This window comes from Providencia sp. SP181, assembly GCF_050446505.1.
Lineage (GTDB): Bacteria > Pseudomonadota > Gammaproteobacteria > Enterobacterales > Enterobacteriaceae > Providencia > Providencia vermicola.
In genome coordinates this window covers 32,121-50,186 of the sequence record NZ_JBBPXM010000004.1, presented here as the reverse complement: position 1 = coordinate 50,186, position 18,066 = coordinate 32,121, and the positions used below count along the sequence as shown (strand labels likewise).

Annotated in this window: 17 protein-coding genes and 2 tRNA genes; 6 read left to right on the top strand and 13 right to left on the bottom strand. The window is 40.8% G+C overall.

What is annotated here, in order from left to right; translation table 11 throughout:
- Positions 1-140 precede the first annotated feature (140 nt).
- Together AABS66_RS08140 and AABS66_RS08135 are read right to left on the bottom strand one after the other, a co-directional pair.
- Positions 141-1,148: a nickel/cobalt transporter gene (locus AABS66_RS08140; protein ID WP_206086725.1), complete on the bottom strand. Its 1,008-nt coding sequence runs from the start codon at positions 1,146-1,148 to the stop codon at positions 141-143.
- Positions 1,139-1,771 carry a DUF1007 family protein gene (locus tag AABS66_RS08135; RefSeq protein ID WP_272538699.1) on the bottom strand — a complete coding sequence of 211 codons (633 nt, stop codon included), beginning with the start codon at positions 1,769-1,771 and terminating at the stop codon, positions 1,139-1,141. The genes AABS66_RS08140 and AABS66_RS08135 overlap by 10 nt, the downstream gene beginning before the upstream one ends.
- Positions 1,772-2,048: 277 nt before the next feature.
- On the opposite strand from AABS66_RS08135, the gene AABS66_RS08130 reads away from it, so the two are divergent.
- Complete coding sequence (locus tag AABS66_RS08130; protein WP_430224756.1) at positions 2,049-3,095, top strand: rhodanese-related sulfurtransferase; 1,047 nt, start codon at positions 2,049-2,051, stop codon at positions 3,093-3,095.
- A gap of 48 nt (positions 3,096-3,143) precedes the next feature.
- Here AABS66_RS08130 and AABS66_RS08125 read toward each other — a convergent pair whose 3' ends face one another.
- From AABS66_RS08125 to AABS66_RS08085, 9 genes are all read right to left on the bottom strand, one after another.
- Positions 3,144-3,737, bottom strand: coding sequence for a LuxR C-terminal-related transcriptional regulator (locus AABS66_RS08125; protein ID WP_206086727.1), 594 nt, complete (start codon positions 3,735-3,737; stop codon positions 3,144-3,146).
- 217 nt (positions 3,738-3,954) lie between these two features.
- On the bottom strand, positions 3,955-4,209 hold the full coding sequence (bssS, locus tag AABS66_RS08120) for a biofilm formation regulator BssS (protein WP_047756449.1): 255 nt from the start codon (positions 4,207-4,209) through the stop codon (positions 3,955-3,957).
- Positions 4,210-4,442: 233 nt separating this feature from the next.
- Entirely contained in the window at positions 4,443-5,492 is a 1,050-nt protein-coding gene (pyrC, locus tag AABS66_RS08115; protein ID WP_272538698.1) for a dihydroorotase, read from the bottom strand.
- 181 nt (positions 5,493-5,673) lie between these two features.
- A tRNA-Asn gene (locus tag AABS66_RS08110) sits at positions 5,674-5,749 on the bottom strand.
- Between the two features lie 250 nt (positions 5,750-5,999).
- The gene (locus tag AABS66_RS08105) at positions 6,000-6,443 is read right to left on the bottom strand and encodes a universal stress protein (protein ID WP_206086729.1); all 444 of its coding nucleotides are present in this window, start codon (positions 6,441-6,443) and stop codon (positions 6,000-6,002) included.
- Between the two features lie 21 nt (positions 6,444-6,464).
- Positions 6,465-7,238, bottom strand: coding sequence for a siderophore-interacting protein (locus tag AABS66_RS08100; RefSeq protein WP_430224755.1), 774 nt, complete (start codon positions 7,236-7,238; stop codon positions 6,465-6,467).
- A complete protein-coding gene (locus AABS66_RS08095; RefSeq protein ID WP_206086731.1) occupies positions 7,219-8,664 on the bottom strand; it encodes an efflux transporter outer membrane subunit in 1,446 nt (481 codons plus the stop codon). Before AABS66_RS08095 ends, AABS66_RS08100 begins: the two co-directional genes overlap by 20 nt.
- On the bottom strand, positions 8,664-9,716 hold the full coding sequence (locus tag AABS66_RS08090; RefSeq protein ID WP_206086732.1) for an HlyD family secretion protein: 1,053 nt from the start codon (positions 9,714-9,716) through the stop codon (positions 8,664-8,666). Before AABS66_RS08090 ends, AABS66_RS08095 begins: the two co-directional genes overlap by 1 nt.
- Positions 9,717-9,739: 23 nt before the next feature.
- Positions 9,740-11,278, bottom strand: coding sequence for an MFS transporter (locus tag AABS66_RS08085; RefSeq protein WP_206086733.1), 1,539 nt, complete (start codon positions 11,276-11,278; stop codon positions 9,740-9,742).
- Positions 11,279-11,408: 130 nt separating this feature from the next.
- On the opposite strand from AABS66_RS08085, the gene AABS66_RS08080 reads away from it, so the two are divergent.
- Positions 11,409-12,311 carry a LysR family transcriptional regulator gene (locus AABS66_RS08080; RefSeq protein WP_206086734.1) on the top strand — a complete coding sequence of 301 codons (903 nt, stop codon included), beginning with the start codon at positions 11,409-11,411 and terminating at the stop codon, positions 12,309-12,311.
- A 55-nt stretch (positions 12,312-12,366) separates the two neighbouring features.
- On the opposite strand, the gene AABS66_RS08075 is transcribed toward AABS66_RS08080, so the two are convergent.
- Positions 12,367-12,442: transfer RNA gene (locus AABS66_RS08075), tRNA-Asn, on the bottom strand.
- 136 nt (positions 12,443-12,578) lie between these two features.
- Positions 12,579-13,082 (bottom strand): YlaC family protein, encoded by a 504-nt coding sequence (locus AABS66_RS08070; protein WP_206086735.1) that lies wholly within the window; start codon positions 13,080-13,082, stop codon positions 12,579-12,581.
- A gap of 484 nt (positions 13,083-13,566) precedes the next feature.
- Between AABS66_RS08070 and cspE the strand changes: the two genes are divergently transcribed.
- The 4 genes from cspE to mgtA all read left to right on the top strand — a co-directional run bounded on the left by cspE (position 13,567) and on the right by mgtA (position 18,047).
- Positions 13,567-13,779 (top strand): transcription antiterminator/RNA stability regulator CspE, encoded by a 213-nt coding sequence (gene cspE, locus AABS66_RS08065; protein ID WP_004909801.1) that lies wholly within the window; start codon positions 13,567-13,569, stop codon positions 13,777-13,779.
- A 104-nt stretch (positions 13,780-13,883) separates the two neighbouring features.
- A complete protein-coding gene (gene dsrB / locus AABS66_RS08060) occupies positions 13,884-14,072 on the top strand; it encodes a protein DsrB (protein WP_206086736.1) in 189 nt (62 codons plus the stop codon).
- 425 nt (positions 14,073-14,497) lie between these two features.
- Positions 14,498-15,196 carry an MgtC family protein gene (locus tag AABS66_RS08055; protein ID WP_219249123.1) on the top strand — a complete coding sequence of 233 codons (699 nt, stop codon included), beginning with the start codon at positions 14,498-14,500 and terminating at the stop codon, positions 15,194-15,196.
- Between the two features lie 148 nt (positions 15,197-15,344).
- Complete coding sequence (gene mgtA / locus AABS66_RS08050; RefSeq protein WP_206086738.1) at positions 15,345-18,047, top strand: magnesium-translocating P-type ATPase; 2,703 nt, start codon at positions 15,345-15,347, stop codon at positions 18,045-18,047.
- The last annotated feature ends 19 nt before the right edge of the window (positions 18,048-18,066 follow it).

Sequence of the window (18,066 nt, the reverse complement as noted above, 5' to 3'; positions counted from 1 at the left end):
GTAAAAGTTGCTAGCTTGCGGGGTTCTGCATAGCGTTGCAGGCCAGCAACTTTGTTTTGAGCAGTTGACATTGCGCATCAACAGTGTGTTTATCGCACTGTGACTTCGGCAAGTGCCAGGGAGGGGGAGCCCTCCCTTTTTTAATGCAATAATGGTGAGGTTGCGTGTTCCATTGCACCGCTTTGATACAATAAAACGCCCATCAAGACAAACAGCACCCCAGCGATGATTTTAAGTGAAATTACCCAATATGGTGAGAGTTGAACGCCTTTTAGACGTGAAACGCGCAATGCATTATCTCTCATAAGATGAACAAACACCGCAATCAAACAGATGGTTAACGCTGTGCCGACAGCCATCATCAGCGCAGCAATAATTCCCCACACATATGCATCAATCACATACGAAAAGAGCAGTACCAAAATTGCGCCTGAGCATGGGCGGATCCCCATCGAAAGAATAATCAGTAGCTTACTTTTGAACCCCGCTTGTAGCTGTTCAGATTGGACAACATGTTGATGCCCACAAGCGCAGCTAGACAGCTCAGTTTGCACTTTGCTATAAATAATTTTGGGTTGGGATTGATTCAGTGGTTGTATGCTTCGTAATGTTAAAGCGGCTGATTTTTTTGGTTTGCTGATTTGCCAAAGACGGCGAATCGCACTGACACAAAGAAATACGCCTAGCAAGATCACAAAAATGTAGCTGATTTGCTCTGCATAAGCACTGGCTTGGTTCAGGTGTTTAGTGGAGAGCTGGAATAAAATGAGTACAAAAGAAACCAGCAAAATGGCGACTAATCCCTGCAATAAAGACGCGAGTAAGCTAATCACGACACTTTGTTTTAAGTGAGTGGCTTGTGTGGCGATATAGGTGGTGATGATTAATTTACCGTGTCCTGGCCCAAGGGCGTGTAAAAAACCATAAGCAAAGCTTGCAATGACCAATAATCCCCCAGCATAAAATGGCCGAGTCGCCGTTTCTTGGAGAAGGTAAGATAGCCCTTGGTTTAATTGCTTTTGCCAAATAACACTTAGTTGTAACCATGAGTTCCAATGGATGTAAACCTGCAAGGCGCAATACGCTATAAGCACTAATAAGATAACTGCACCGAGCCATTTTTGGTTACGCAACGCAATTAAGGGCATTGGATATCCACCTGTTGTGCAAATTGCTTACCAAGTGCTAAGTCTTCATCTGGTGTATCATTTTTGTCTAATGAAAAGGCATAGGCGCGCATGGAGTCAGTAATATCGGCTTCTTTTAATGCCAACTTGCAGGTCGCGGCAAGCTCTATAGGTAGTGTAATTTGCTGCGGGTTTTGGTAGGTCATACTGACATAAAATGATGGATCGTAGGTTTGGAGAGTCACATGGGAGCTTTTAATTGGTAGAGGTTGCATAAATGACGCAGTGAAGTAAAACACTAGAGAAAAACCGTCTTTTTCAAGATGGTAGTTATCGGGGATGCGCTTAAAACTGACTTTTTTCCCTTGATAATAGAAATCAGTGAAATAATCCTGCATTAATACATTCGCCATCACAATGGCTTCTTGTTGCTTCCAGCGTGGGTCATCCTTTTTTACCCCTTTGAGTTCATACAGAATATCAGCAGAGGTCATTGGATCCATCTTCCAAGCATAATTTATCCCTGAATAGTTATCTTGTTTGGTTTCAAGGGTCATTTTCATTTCAATAAAACTGTGAGGATGAGCCGCTACCTGTGGCACGACAAGAGATAACATAATAAAAAAGAGAGGGAATAATCGCATTATTTCTACTATTTAAAGGTGGTAAATTAATAACGTTATAACATAACGAAATGAAATCGTGAATCATCAAATGTCACTAAAATACCGTTAATTATGTAAGTAAATAATGATTTAAACGTTTTAATCATATTTCAATAACAATCCCACTTAAAATAAAGGGTTTTTTATTAACACAATAACAGCGATAATATGAATAAATAATCTCATGCAGTTGTGTTTAACAGTCATCAGGTTAATTGTTTAAATATTAGTTAGTTACAAAGGAAAAGAGAACACCATGCCAGTGTTACATAACCAAGTTTCAAATAAAATACTCAAAGAACGCATGTTGGCTGAAACTGAGCCACGTATCACTATTTCTTTCTATAAGTATTTTAATATTGAAGACCCAGCTGTCTTTCGTAATGAATGGTACCAACAATTCAGAGCGTTAAACGTATTTGGCCGTGTGTACATTGCCAAAGAGGGCATTAATGCACAGATCAGCGTGCCAGCATCCAATGTTGACGCTTTACGTGAACTAATTTATCGCACAGATCCTGCATTGAATGATTTGCGCTTAAATATTGCTATTGATGATGATGGGAAATCGTTCTGGGTTCTGCGCATGAAAGTGCGTGATCGCGTAGTTGCTGATGGCATTGACGATGAGACATTTAACCCTGCAAATACTGGGCAATATCTCAAAGCGCATGAAGTGAATGCAATGATTGATGATCCGAATACTGTATTTGTTGATATGCGTAATCATTATGAGTACGAAGTGGGTCACTTTGAAAATGCAGTAGAAGTTCCATCGGATACTTTTAGAGAACAGCTTCCGATGGCCGTGGAAATGCTGCAAGAGCAAAAAGATAAGAATGTTGTCATGTATTGTACTGGCGGTATTCGTTGTGAAAAAGCGAGTGCATACATGCTACACAACGGCTTTAAAAACGTTTATCACGTGGAAGGCGGTATTATTGAGTATGCACGTAAAGCCAAAGAACAAGGCTTACCTTTGCGTTTTAAAGGGAAAAACTTTGTTTTTGATAACCGTATGGGCGAACGTATTACAGATGACATGTTAGCGCACTGCCACCAGTGTGGGGCACCTTGTGATTCACACACGAACTGCCGCAATGATGGTTGCCATCTACTGTTCATCCAATGCCCAACTTGCGCTGAAAAATACGAAGGTTGCTGTAGTGCTGCATGCAATGAAGAAATGAAACTACCAGAGCAAGAACAGCGTGCTCGCCGTGCAGGCCGTGAAGTGAGCAATAAAATATTTAATAAATCCCGCCACCGTTTATCAGAGGGCTTATTAAACAGCGATAGCTAATTGAGTATAATACTAAAAAAGTAGAAGCCCTTTTTCAGGGCTTTTTACTTAATATAAATATTTAAATACATTATAAATGAAGAAAAGCTCTATTCTGTTTTTAACGAAAACCTTACTTGCTATATGGCGCTTTTGTGAATAAACCGTACTGTTACTTATCCCTAATTTCTTAGAGATAATATGGTTTGGTATTTCATTCATCCAATTGCTAATTATTTTTTGCTCCTTGACAGTAAATATAGAGGTATCTGTATTATTCGCTAATTTTGTTATTTTTTCTATTTGTGCATAATCATTAATTACTCTATCCAATGTTTTAATAATGATATTTTTGGATAAAATAAAAAAATTATCTTTTAATAATAGTGGGTTATCTGTTTGTGGGTAAGGGGCATTGATATAAATATAAAAACGAATATTATTTGATAGGTTTAGTAACCCTTGTAAAGTTGGACAATAATTTGAGTAGTGGCAATAATAGGTTAAATTAACAAGAACAATGTTTGGTGAGTTTTTATTTATGAATTTAATAGCATCACCCAAACAGCCAGTGCTAATAAAGTTTAAGTTCTTATTCTTTGATAAATATTCAGTAATACCAAGTCTCGTGTAATAACACTCATCAATAACTAATATTTTCATTGGGAACGTCCTGGTTCGAAAGAGTATTACAATAAATTGGAATAGCTAGTGATGTCAACTGAGTAATAATAAAAACAAAAAATGTTGTCGTTAATTTAAATTAATCAATTTATAAAAATAAAATGAGGTAAAGTAGTTATATAATATATAACTACTTTATTGAAAGGCTATAGATTTAAAAAATGGATATCTACGGCTCAAATATCCATTTAAGGATTTAGTGTGTTTTAAAATTAAATTCGATGTATTCCCCAGACTCTATCTTATCCACGCCAGCTTGAAGAATACCAATCAATTGTTTTGCGACATCCGTGGTAAGCCACATGGTTTTATCCACGACAGCATCGCCTGAGTTTTTATCTTGTTCGGGGAGGTAGTGCAAACGTAACATCATAGCATCATAGGCATCTACAGTGCTAATGTCCCAGCCAACAACTGGGTGAGTTTGAATAACATCATTTTTTCTATTCATAAAAACCTCCTAATCAAACAGCGTGATAAATAATAAATATCTATAACTGACTAAGAGCAAAGTTCTTGGAATGAATCCACTTTCAGTATAAGGAGATTTCGTTAATAAGGAAGTAAATAAAATATTTTTTTGCATAAATGACAGTAAATGCACAAATAAAGTGAATATAGCTGGGGCTCATAGAGGGAAGCGATTGCAACTTCCCCCATGACGATAAACGAGATTTTTAGTGCTTATTTAGCGATAGCGATTGACCAGCGAGAATCTTCACCTGCTAAGAACGGGATCAATTTATCATTACAGCAATCAATAGATTCACAAGTCATGTTTGGTTCTTTAGTCAGGGTTATATGGCCTTCATTTACAGGCAAATTATAGAATTTAGGACCATTCAATGAGCAAAATGCTTCAAAGTGCGCTAAAGCATCTAGTTCTTCAAACACAGTTGCATAAGCGGCCAGTGCGGTTGGTGCATTAAATACGCCAGCACATCCGCAAGCAGCTTCTTTACGTGATTGCACATGTGGAGCGGTATCTGTTCCTAGGAAGAAGCGATCACAACCCGATGCAACAGCAGAACGAAGCGCTTCTTGGTGAATGTTACGTTTTAAAATTGGCAAACAGAACAAGTGCGGTCTTACACCACCGACTAACATATGATTACGGTTAAACATCAGGTGCTGAGGCGTTAGTGTCGCAGCGGTAAATTCGTTGGCATCCAAAACATATTGTGCAGCTTCTTTTGTTGTGATGTGTTCGAAAACTACCTTTAAGTTTGGAAATTGGGCGCGTAATGGCTGCATGACTTGTTCAATAAACAGTGCTTCTCGGTCAAAAATATCAATATGGTTCGCGGTGACTTCACCGTGAATCAATAGCGGCATACCTGCTTTTTCCATTGCTGCCAGAACAGGATAAATTTTCTTAATATCAGAAACCCCATGGCTTGAGTTGGTTGTTGCATTAGCAGGATATAATTTACATGCGGTAAACACACCTTCTTGAAAGCCACGGATTAGTTCAGTTGAGTCAGTTCCATCAGTAAGATAACAGGTCATCAACGGGGTAAATTGGTGCCCTTGTGGCACAGCCTGAATAATGCGCTCGCGATATGCTTTTGCGGCTGCAACGGTAGTAACGGGAGGAACTAAATTTGGCATCACAATTGCGCGGCCAAAAAACTCACTGGTGTAGGGAACGACCGTTTTTAACATATCATCATCGCGAAAATGAACATGCCAATCATCAGGGCGGCGAATCGTTAGGGTAGTTACAGTAGTCATTAAACCGGCTCCATAAGGGAAGGTGAGTGATGAGCGAACGCTCAGGCCGGGAACGAATGATAAAGCGAAAGGAGAAAAATAGCTATGGGAATTGATGATTAAATATCTTTTGAGAAAAATGATAAACGATAAGAAAGCAAAAAGCCTGCTTAAATTTCTTTAAGCAGGCTTCTCTAAATATTGGCTCCTCCAGCTGGACTTGAACCAGCGACATACGGATTAACAGTCCGCCGTTCTACCGACTGAACTATGGAGGAACTCCTTGGTACGCAGAGGATATTAGCTTCCTCTAAAGGGATTGTCAAAGGAGAATATCGAAAAAAATGTTCGTTTGCCTGTTATGTGTGCGAACTGAGGGAAGTTTGATCGGAAATTATGTAGGAACAATAAACTGAAGGACAAATCAATAGAAAAAACATCAATGCCATGATGGGCTTTGTGTATTAAAAGTATTGATTACAGTGGATAACAACAGGTAACCACTGTAATCATTTTTAATCATATCGGTTAACGCGGGATCACTAAAACGGGTTGAGAAATATCATCTAATAAACTGCGAGTGACCGACGTATTCAGCCAGCGGCTAAATGAAGAAAGGTGACGGTGGGAGATAATCAGTAAATCACAATTGTGTTTTTCCATTTGTTTAGGGATTGTCTCGATAGGTGTTCCTGCGGCAAGCAGCCCCTGTGTTTTAAATCCCATATTTGTTAATGCGCTGGTGACATCTTTTAATTGTTTCTCTGCTAAGGCTTCTTCTCGCTGAGCAGCAGGGTACTCATCGCGTTCATCGCTATTTTGACTTAGTTTAGTGCGGCTTAGCGCAAAGGTGCTATCGACAACGGTTAAGACAATGACATTATGAATACAGCCTGTCATACGTTGCATAAAATTGAGGGCATTACTGCTATTTTCGAAGCTATCGACAGCCAACAATACATTATTAATCATTTTTATCTCCTGATAAGCGATTTACACCGCACCCTTAAAGTTAGATTCCCCTTTTTTCCAATAGCCTTTTGCGAAGAGTGAGGTTTTGGGGATCCCTCTTTCGTTGATAAAATGATTCTTCAAATAAACAGCAATTTGTTGCTCACAGGCTAACCAAACTTGGCCTGGTTCAGCAGGCAGAGCACATTGAGTAATGGCTCGGACTAGAGAACTATTCATCACGCTATCATAATGACGGTCGCGAATTTGCCAGCTATTGACGATTAAGTCAGGGTAATTTAGTGTTTGTATTTCTGCTTCATCACTGACCTCTGCAAACCAGAAAACAGGCATTTGTTCCGTCAATGATTCAAGAATACGATGCATTGCGGGAAGTGCGGTTTCATCACCCAATAAAAGTAACCAACCTGCTTCAGATAGCGGTTTAAACCCGCCAGAACACGGCCCTGCAAAACCAAGTCTATCACCGATTAATGCGTCTTCAGCCCAGCGAGATGCGGGGCCATCACCATGCAAAACCATATCGATATCAATGGTTCTGTTGATTTTATTGATCCCGCTAATGGTGTAAGCGCGACCCGCTAAACTTTCTTTCCAAGGAAAAAATACCTTGACCCAACTTGCGGGTTCGTAAGCTCTTAAATCATCTAAAAACTTATCGACATCATCACCACTCAAGGTAATCCGTCGCATTTTTTTTGTTAATGATTGCACTGCGCTAACGGTAGCTTCTCGTTTGCGCCTTGTATCTTTTTCTAATATGTCGCCCACAATTTTATTCATTGTATTGTGCATGAGGATCCTCCTGCTGCATATTTGACGGATAAGTGTGTTCCCAACCACCGCCTAATGCTCGATATAGATTGACTACAGCAAGGGCGGTTTCTTCTTGAGACGTAATTTGTGCCGATTGCAAATCTAACAAGGCGCGCTGGGTGCTTAATACATGCATGAAGTCACTGGCGCCATTAAGATAGCTATCCCGTGCTAATGAAAAAGCATGCTGATTAGCGGTAACGGCAGAAACTAGGTGTATTTGCCTGAGTTGTTGGGCCTGATAGTCTGAAAGTGCATCATCAATTTCATGCCAAGCACGCAAAACAGTTTGTTGGTATGCAATTGCCATTTCTTGTTGACGGTACTCAGTTAACGTCACACGTTGTTTGATTTTTCCACCATCGAATATGGGTAAATACAGTGAGGGGCCAATGGCGAACGTATGCGTTGACCAGCTTCCCATATCGGATAATGCAAGGGCTTGGTAGCCTGCATTACCTGTTAACGTGATCCGTGGGTAGTAATCCGCTTTAGCGACGCCAATTTCTGCGGTTGCTTGGTGTAAGCGCTCTGCGGCTTCACGAATATCTGGCCTGCGAAGTGCAAGATCAGACGGAACGCCCATCGGAACTATTTGAGTTAACTGTGGGAGGTTCTTTTTCGTTGATAATTGGGCATTAAACGCCCCAGGTTGCTCGCCCAGCAACAAGGTAATGGCATTTTTTAGGCGATTTTCCCTATCAATTAGCACAGGAAGCAAGGCATTGATTTGGTCGAGTTGTACTTGCGCTTGTTCCACATCAAGTTGGTTTCCTGAGCCATTTTGTAAACGTACCTGAGTGAGTTCCAAGGTTTGTAACGAGGTTGCATGGTTTTCTCTTGCAACTTGAATTTGTTGCTGTATGGCACGCAGGCGTAAATAATCGGTGGCAACTTCTGCGGTGACAGAGGTTAACAAGGCTCGCCGATTTTCTTCTGATGCGGCAAAATTAGCACGAGCACTTTCTGATGCACGGCGTAATTTTCCCCACATATCCAACTCCCAAACCGCACTAAACCCACCGCGCCAGAGGTTAAAGTCAGACTCGCCTTTTTTCCCTGATGGATCCATACTACCGACTGATGTTGCACGTTGGCGCTGGTAAGCACCATCAAAGCTAAAATCAGGGGCTAAGTCAGAATCGGCAATGCCCAATAAAGCGCGACTTTGTTGCATGCGCGCTGTCGCTAATTGCAAATCTAAATTACTTTTTGTTGCGCGTTGTATGAGCTCTGAAAGCTGGCGATCACCAAAAATGCTCCACCACTCGATAGGAAGGGAGGAGGTGCTTTGGTTAGCACCCCAATTTTCTGGCAAAGTCGCTTGCGGTGGCACGTAATCGGGGCCAACTGCTTGGCAACCTGTGAGTGCTACGAGAACCAGTGCAATGGCGGTTTTGTTCATTAGTGGCTCCCATCCAATGTGTTGATGCTCACATCGGCTGACATGCCTACGCGTAGTGCATTCATTGTCGCCGCACTCTCTTTGTTAATATCAAAGGTAATTTTTACAGGGATACGTTGCACAATCTTTGTGAAATTACCTGTTGCATTTTCAGGTGCAACAGGGGAAAAGCTAGCGCCTGAAGCGGGTGCGATACTGTCAACATAGCCTTTTAGGGTTTGGCCAGGGAACGTATCAATGCTGATATCAACGGTTTGCCCCTGAGTAATGTTCTGCAACTGTGTTTCTTGGTAATTAGCAATAATGTACAGTTTGTCTTGGGGCACAATTGCCATTAACGCATCACCAGGCTTAACAAACTCACCCACTCGCAGGCTTTTTTTACCCACTACTCCTGCAATCGGTGCGGTAATACGGGTATAAGATAAATTGAGTTTAGCCATCTCTTTCTTCGCTTGCGCCAATGTCAATTCAGCGTCACTATCTGATTGCTTAGCTTGTAAAACTTGCAACATATTCTTAGCCGCTTTTAAAGACGCTTCGGCTTGTGCAACACTGGCAGTCATCGTTTGTACGCGGGTAGTTGCTTGTTGTGCCGCTTGTTGTGAACCTGCGCCAGTCGTTGCCATTTTGTGATAGCGCGTTTTCTCTTGGTGAGCAAATTGCAACTCAGCTTGTGCGGATTGTAATTGAGCTTGCGCAGCAGAAATCAGCGCATACTGGCGTACTAGATTCGCTTTAGCATCATCTTGGCGTGCACGTGCTGAGTTTTCTTGTGCTATCGCTTGGGAAAGTGCGACAGTGAATTCCCGTGGGTCAATTTCCGCTAATAATTCGCCTTCTTTCACCCATTGATTGTCTTGAACCAAAACTTGGGTAACAACACCTGAAATTTGGGGTGAAATACGCGAAATATCGGCACGAATATAAGCATCATTGGTATTTTGCATTGTTTTTTTAATGGCGAACTTATTAATTAATAGCCCGCCTACGACAACTAAAATACCCGCGATTGCAAGGGCAACACCTTTATTAATTTTAATTTTACTCATTGTTAATTCCTGATAATCAATAACTAAGCCGCGGCTACAGACCGTGGCGGATAAATTCGAGTTGGCATCACAACGATCAGCCCTGTTAACAACAGCGCTAAGCCTGAAACCAACATATAAAGATCAGCACTAGCCAGCACATATCCCTGACTAGAGGCAAGCTGGGTCAGCTCTCCAATAGACTCTGAGGTTGTGCGATATGCTGTCCCGTAGCCATCGGCAATTACACCTGAATGAAAATCCCCCCGTTGGCGGCTTAACAGGGCAATAACACCACCTGCTGCTGTTGCTGCGAAGCCTTTGACTGCGTTAAACCACGCAGCAGCAAATGGGCCATCGGTCGGTAAAAGTCCCCCAGTTGCCATCATCAACAACGGAATAACGGCCATGGGTTGAGCAATTGCTTGTAGTAGCGAAATGGTTTTAAAATTATTTCCATGCCAATCAGGGGTCAGTTGTGATGCAAGCACACAAGCCGCTGCCATCAATAACAGGCTGATCGCCAATACCCAGCGACAGTCCACTTTTGGGGTATTACAAATGATCGCAACGATAGGCAGCGTAATTAGTTGGGGGAGTGATACCCACAGCATCATGTCTGAGGTCTGTTCGAGTCGATATCCTTGGATTGCGGATAAATAACCAGAGGTAATATTGACTAGTGAAACCATAATCAATAGAACCCCACCCAACGTAATTAATGAAAATGAAAGATTTCGTTTGCCAAGCAGCTGCAAATTAAAAAATGGCAATGGGTGATACCATTCATTAATGAGAAACAGCGCAAGTAGCCCTAATCCACCAATTAATAAGACATAAATGAGTGAGGAATTAAGCCAATCTAAACGCTCTCCTTGGGATATTCCTACAGTTAGCATGGCTAAAGCGCTTCCCCCAAGGATTAAACCACGCCAATTAAATTGTTTAAGGCGTTCTAAGCGAAGAGGGTCTTGTGGTAAGCCATAGCCAATGCAAATGGTTGCAATGGCCATTAAGGGTAAATTCCAATAAAAATAACCACTCCATCCCCAGTGAAATGCAAATGCGGCGGCGGTTGCACCAAAGGTGGCACTCCACGCGGAAACCCACCCATAAGCACCTAACCCTAACACCTTAATTAGCGGGGGCATAAAGCGCAGTACAACGGTCATTAACATCGGTGGTAAAGCACCACCCGCGAAGCCTTGTAAGCTGCGAATGGTTAACAACCATGTGTAGTGCTCCCCTAACCAAGGTGTAATTAATCCACCCAGTAGATAAATTGAGCACATCACTAAGGCTACACGGCGTAATGAAAAAGTAGGCCAAAAACAGGGTGTAAAACCCGAGCCAATAACAAAACCTGTGACATAGCAGGAGATTAACCAACTTCCTGTATCTATATTTAGAGCCATTGCGCCTTGGATGTCGCCAAGGGCGAATTTACTGGCGTTTTCTCCCACGCCACTCGCCATGACCGCTAAAAAAACACCAAATAGGCCCATCCATGTGCGGCCACTGATCTCGCCTGCACTGGCTATCCATTTGTTTTTTTGAGGTTGCGTAATAGACGCATCAACCATTTCAAACTCCTGCTGTTTCAATAATTGTTCTATCAATTTCAGCAGTAGTATCTAAATTTTACTTGATTGTTTAAAATGAAATGATGTAATTAATTTATTGCAAAAAACGCAATCCGTGGGCGGGGGAAATATGCCACAGAAAATAGATTTTAATTTAATTTATGCGCTGAATTTATTACTGGAGGAAGGCAGTGTGAGCGGTGCTGCTGAAAAAATGAATTTAAGTGCGCCTGCGATGAGCCGCATTTTAGGCCGTATCCGTGAACAATTTAATGATCCTATTCTCGTGCGGGCAGGGCGAAAATTGGTTCCGACACCCAGAGCGTTAGAGTTAAAACAACAATTGGCAGAAATTATAGCTCAAGCTCAAGCACTTATTGAACCTGATGAGTTGTTTCATCCCGAATCCCTTGAAAGAACATTTGTCATACGTGCGAATGATATTTTTATTGGGGCACTAGGTGGGGGGTTATTAGAAACATTACGTGAGTTGGCACCACGAAGTAGTTTAACCTTTATCGCAGAAAGTGATACAGATGATGACTCCTTGCGTAGTGGCAAAGTGGATTTGGTTATTGGCTCATCACGGGATTGGCACCCTGAAATTAAAGCCCAGAGCTTATTTACGAGCACGTTTCAAGCGCTAGTACGTCCTGGGCATCCAATTCTTGATAACGTAACACCTGAAACGTTAACGCATTATCCGCATATTAGTGTTTCACGAAGGGGACGGACTTTAGGGCCAATTGATGATGCATTGCGTGATTTGAAATTGCAACGCAAGGTGGCATTGACGTTACCCAGTTTTCATTCCGCTATGATGCTAACAATGAAGTCTGATTATATCTTGCCGTTACCGCGCCATGTATTACAAGGGGTGAAAAGCATCAATTTGCCACTTGTTGAGATAGAACTCCCTATTGAGCTGGAGTCTATATTTATTGTGCAAGCATGGCACCCTCGTCTGGATAGAGACCCTGCGCACCAATGGCTACGTCAAACGATTAAGCAATTTTTTCTAGAAAAAGAATAATGAGTTAGTCGATGTTAGATAGCAAAAAGCCCGCATTAAGCGGGCTTTTTAAATTTGGCTCCTCCAGCTGGACTTGAACCAGCGACATACGGATTAACAGTCCGCCGTTCTACCGACTGAACTATGGAGGAATTGCTTTGTTCCTAAGAACGAGGCGAATATTAACGATATCACCTCGGACTGTCAACGATAAAAATTGAAAAAAAACTCAACTGCTCAATCACTACTCAATATGACTGAATTTCATGCTAGTCAATTGATATTGCATTAATTTTGTGCAGCCAATTTACCTTGTACTGGTGTAGAAACTTCGGGGTAAACCACATGATAAATATCGTAAAACGAGATCATGCCTTTTAATGCAATTAGACGGGTGATTTCTTGTTTAATTGTTTGACTGACTTCATTGGAATCAAGGACTTTACGAATTGCGTTTTCAGAAACAGGTTCAGTCACGAACCATTCACCATTATAACAAACACGTAAATCTAACACGCCGATGTCTTCGAAATGATAGACTGGCTTAATATCAAAAAGTAACACGCTAGCTAAAATAATAAATAACAGAGTAATACCCAACGTCCAGTATGGGCCAAAATATGGCGCATACCAAAGAATAACGGCTAGCGGAATATAAGCTGCAATCATACCTATACATAAGTAAGGGTGGTTTGCGAGGAACTGGCTATTGAAATACGGTTTGCCATCACGATTTTCACGTTTATTGATGGTATCTAAATCTTCGACAAGTATTTGTTTGATAATATCCATGTGATAACTCTCTGTCAGATATTGAATCTATACTCGCAGAGTATCACGAGGGCTCAAGATTGTTATATATCAGTTAAAAAAAATATTAATGCAGATTGTCATGAGATCAGATAATTCTGACTGACAATAAAAGGTTTTTTTGCCCTTGTAATTAAATTTTTCTTTAAGTTATCAACTAAATGCAGTGTTTTTGTTAACATTATGGCGGATAAAAGTGACATAGTCGAAAAAACTGCATTTTTTTATGGATTGAATGTATAAAATAGTTGCTATTATCTTAAAGTCATGAGTTAATGTGCATCGGCCTGTTTAGCAGTCCTATTTGATGTATGATTACTGAGTTAGTGTGTTCTAAAGAAGAAAGTTATCACAGATAGCCTTTGACCGTGACGCTTCATCTTGGTGTTTCCCTGATTAAATAGTTGACTCTGGCCCGTATATGCCAAAAAGGCAAGTTTTTTTGATGTTATATAGGAAAAGTCAAATGTCCGACAAAATGAAAGGTCAAGTTAAGTGGTTCAACGAGTCTAAAGGCTTCGGTTTCATCACTCCAGCTGATGGTAGCAAAGACGTTTTCGTCCACTTCTCTGCCATTCAGGGCAATGGTTTCAAAACTCTGGCAGAAGGCCAGCAAGTTGAATTCACCATTGAAAACGGTGCAAAAGGCCCAGCAGCTGCTAACGTAACTGCTATCTAAGCTAATTGCTGAACTGATTTTCTAAAGCCCGTCATTTTTAATGACGGGCTTTTTCGTATGCGTTACATTTATGATTAATATTATTTTGTTGGAAAATAGATGTCATGAATATTAATGATCGTGTTTATGTGAAAACAGATGGGCAAGAGCGACGAGAAGGAACAATTTTACTTATCGAACCTTTTAATGAAGGTGTAATGTATTTAATTGCATTACCTGATTACCCAGAAGGTATTTGGTTTTTTAATGAAAAAGAAGGCAACGAAGGCACGTTTGTCACATTAATTGAATAATAGTTTTTTAATTAAATTCAAATTTATTAAAAATTTGTTCTTTACTTCGTAAATTAGCCCACCTATACTCCACCCATCAATTATTTAGGAGATTATTACTTGGACAGTCAGAGTTGGAATAAAAACTTAATTTAACGGCAAGCCAGTAATCGTCTTTTCTTTTCACTGCTTGCCACTAAGGCGGGCGGTGTCTGATGTATCCCATCATACATACACCCTTATATTGTACACAAAGTACTATTTTATATTTAATTAATAGCTTATTACTATTGTATTGAGTGTGTATCATGTTTGTATATTTTTATTCTCTATTTCCTCCAGGCAATAGCTAATTATTCTTGAATCTTTATTGATTCAAATTATGGCTATGTGCTTTTTATTAAGCATATAAAAGATTATCCAAATTATTTTTTGGAGGAATTATTATGCTTTTTACTCCTGATATTTTAAATCTTGTCTCGGCAATGTGCCTCGGTGCCTTAATTGGTGCTGAGCGCCAATGGCGTCAACGTATGGCGGGGCTGAGAACCAACGCATTAGTTGCAACGGGTGCTGCTGTTTTTATTTTAAGTTCTGTCACGACATCACCTGATAGCCCTGGCCGTATTGCTGCACAAGTGGTTTCAGGGATCGGTTTTCTGGGCGCGGGTGTCATCATGCGTGAAGGCATGAATATTCGAGGCTTGAATACAGCGGCAACGTTATGGTGTTCTGCTGGGATTGGCGTGTTATGCGGGTTGGGGCAATATTCACTCGCATTGATGGCTACCTTATTGATTTTATGTGCAAATATTTTATTGCGAGAAGCTGCTTCTCGCATCAATAAGCAGCCTCAAGTTCAAGCCTTAGATGTTGAACAACGTTATAAAATCCGCGTTATGTGCCATCAAGAAGACGAGATTTTAGTTAGAACCCTTATTTTACAAGCTATTAATGGGTTACACATTCGACTGCAATCGTTAAGTAGTGCTGACACATTAAAAACAGAACAACTTGAGGTTTGTGCTGAATTTTTGGCAACACCCGCTGAGCAAAAAGAGATTGAAGCATTAGTTTGTAGAATCAGTCTTGAGCAAAGCGTAAGTGCTATCAATTGGAAAGTGGCATCAGAGCTTCCGGCTTGAATGCAAACAATTAACTCACTATAGGAGCCGAAATGGACGATCACCCTCCGTCATGGAGACGAAACTTGGAGCTATCCAACTGATATAATAGCCTTATTTTCAGTTGGATAGCGTAAAAATACACAAGTGTTGTATTAGAGACAACGTTATGACTGAAATAAGACACCAACGCAAAAGCGTTAAAGCGCCTGCACGGCAAAAATTTATTGTTGGCGAGCAAGCGAGTAAAAATATTGAGCAAGTGCTAAATGAGTATCAAACCAATTTATTAGGCCTAGCAGACAATGAAGCGATGGATCGCTTAGTAACTGAGGGGGAAAATGAGGTTGCTCATGAAAAAGCCCCTCCTGCTTGGAAGCAGCTGCTTTCATCATTTAAAAACCCATTTATTTTTGTTCTGATTGTGTTGGCGTTAGTCAGCTTTTTCACGGACTATCTGATCCCTGAGCGTCAAGGAGAAGAGACAGATTTAACGGGTGTTATCATTATTGTTACGATGGTTCTGCTAAGTGGTTTATTGCGTTTTTGGCAGGAATATCGGACGAATAAAGCCGCTGAAGCGCTCAAATCTTTGGTTAGAACGACCGCAACGGTGTTTCGTCGGGACAATAAAACAGGGCGTTCAATTCGTAAAGAAGTTCCAATTAAATGCCTAGTCCCTGGGGATATTGTTCTTTTATCCGCTGGAGATATGGTTCCCGCCGATTTAAAACTCGTTGAATCGAGAGACTTATTTATTAGCCAAGCGATTTTAACTGGTGAATCTATCCCTGTAGAGAAATATGACACATTAGGGGATGTTTCCGCCAAAAACCTTGATCCTGTATCGCCCACTGAAAATGAATTACTTGAAATATCAAATATTTGCTTAATGGGTACTAACGTCACCAGCGGAACGGCTCGCGGTATTGTGGTGGCAACGGGTGGGAAAACCTATTTAGGCTCGCTAGCAAAATCAATCGTTGGTAGTCGAGCACAAACCTCTTTTGACAAGGGGGTAAATAGTGTCAGCTGGCTATTGATCCGTTTTATGTTAGTTATGGTTCCAATTGTCTTATTGATTAATGGATTTACAAAAGGTGATTGGTTCGAAGCAACGCTGTTTTCTTTAGCTGTTGCTGTAGGGTTAACCCCTGAAATGCTTCCAATGATCGTCAGTTCAAACTTGGCGAAAGGGGCAATTGCAATGTCTAAGCACAAAGTGATTGTCAAAAGGTTGAATGCTATCCAAAACTTTGGCGCAATGGATGTTCTTTGCACAGATAAAACGGGAACGTTAACGCAAGATAGGATCATTTTAGAACATTACCTTGATAGTCATGGTGAGAAAAATAGTAAAATTCTGCAACTCGCGTGGCTGAATAGTTTTCATCAAAGTGGTGCTAAAAATATGATGGATCAGGCCATTATTCGCCGTGGAAGAGGGAATAGTGAGGTTGAACAATTAAAAGCATTCCAGAAAATTGATGAGTTGCCATTCGATTTTATCCGACGAAAATTATCGGTAACGGTAAGGACGCCAGAGGGAAATGCGTTACTTATCTGTAAAGGTGCTGCTGAAGAAATGCTCGCTGTTTGTCAAAGTTATCAACAAAATGGTGAATCTCAGGTTTTAGATGAGCAAGCGAGAGCAAGAGTCACAGAGTTAGTGAGTGATTACAACCGACAAGGATTTCGGGTACTGTTGCTAGCGACGCGAGCATTAAATGAACATGAAGCTAGCCTGCCATTATCTGCTCAAGCGGAGCAACAACTTGAGCTCCAAGGTATTTTAACTTTCTTGGATCCTGCTAAAGAAAGTGCGATTTCTGCAATCGCGGCGTTGCGTGAAAATGGTGTCACCGTCAAAGTATTGACTGGCGATAATGCCATCATTACGGAAAAAATCTGCCATGATGTTGGGCTAAATATCAGTGAAATCATGACGGGTTTGGAAGTTGAAGCGTTGTCTGATGAAGAGTTGAGCCAAAAAGTTGAGCAGGTTTCTGTCTTTTGTAAGCTGACGCCATTGCAAAAATCCCGAATTTTAAAAAGATTACAGGCAAATGGACATACTGTCGGCTTTTTAGGGGACGGAATTAATGATGCGCCAGCGCTTCGTGATGCTGATGTGGGAATTTCCGTTGATACGGGTACTGATATCGCAAAAGAATCAGCGGATATCATCTTACTGGAAAAAGATTTGATGGTATTAGAGCAGGGAGTGATTAAAGGACGGGAAACTTTTGGTAATATTATCAAATACCTGAATATGACAGCGAGCTCTAACTTCGGGAATGTGTTCTCTGTATTAATTGCTAGTGCATTTATTCCGTTCTTACCCATGTTAGCAATTCATTTGCTCGTACAAAATTTGCTGTACGATATTTCCCAACTGGCATTACCTTGGGACAAAATGGATAAAGAGTTCTTAAAACGCCCTCGTAAATGGGATGCGAAAAACATTGGTCGCTTTATGATTTGGATCGGGCCAACCTCTTCTATCTTCGATATCACCACGTTTGCTTTGATGTGGTATGTATTCCAAGCAAATAGTGTGGCTCATGAAGCATTGTTCCAATCAGGTTGGTTTGTTGAAGGGTTATTATCACAAACCTTGGTTGTTCATATGTTAAGAACACAAAAAATACCCTTTATTCAAAGCACGGCGGCACTACCTGTGATGTTAACAACGGGGTTAATTATGGCATTAGGCTTATATATCCCGTTTTCATCATTTGGAACCATGATTGGGTTACAACCATTACCAATTGAGTATTTCCCTTGGTTAGCGTTAACATTAGTAAGTTACTGTATTGTCGCACAATTGATGAAACAATTTTATATCAAGCGCTTTGGTACATGGCTATAACATATTGATAAATTAATAA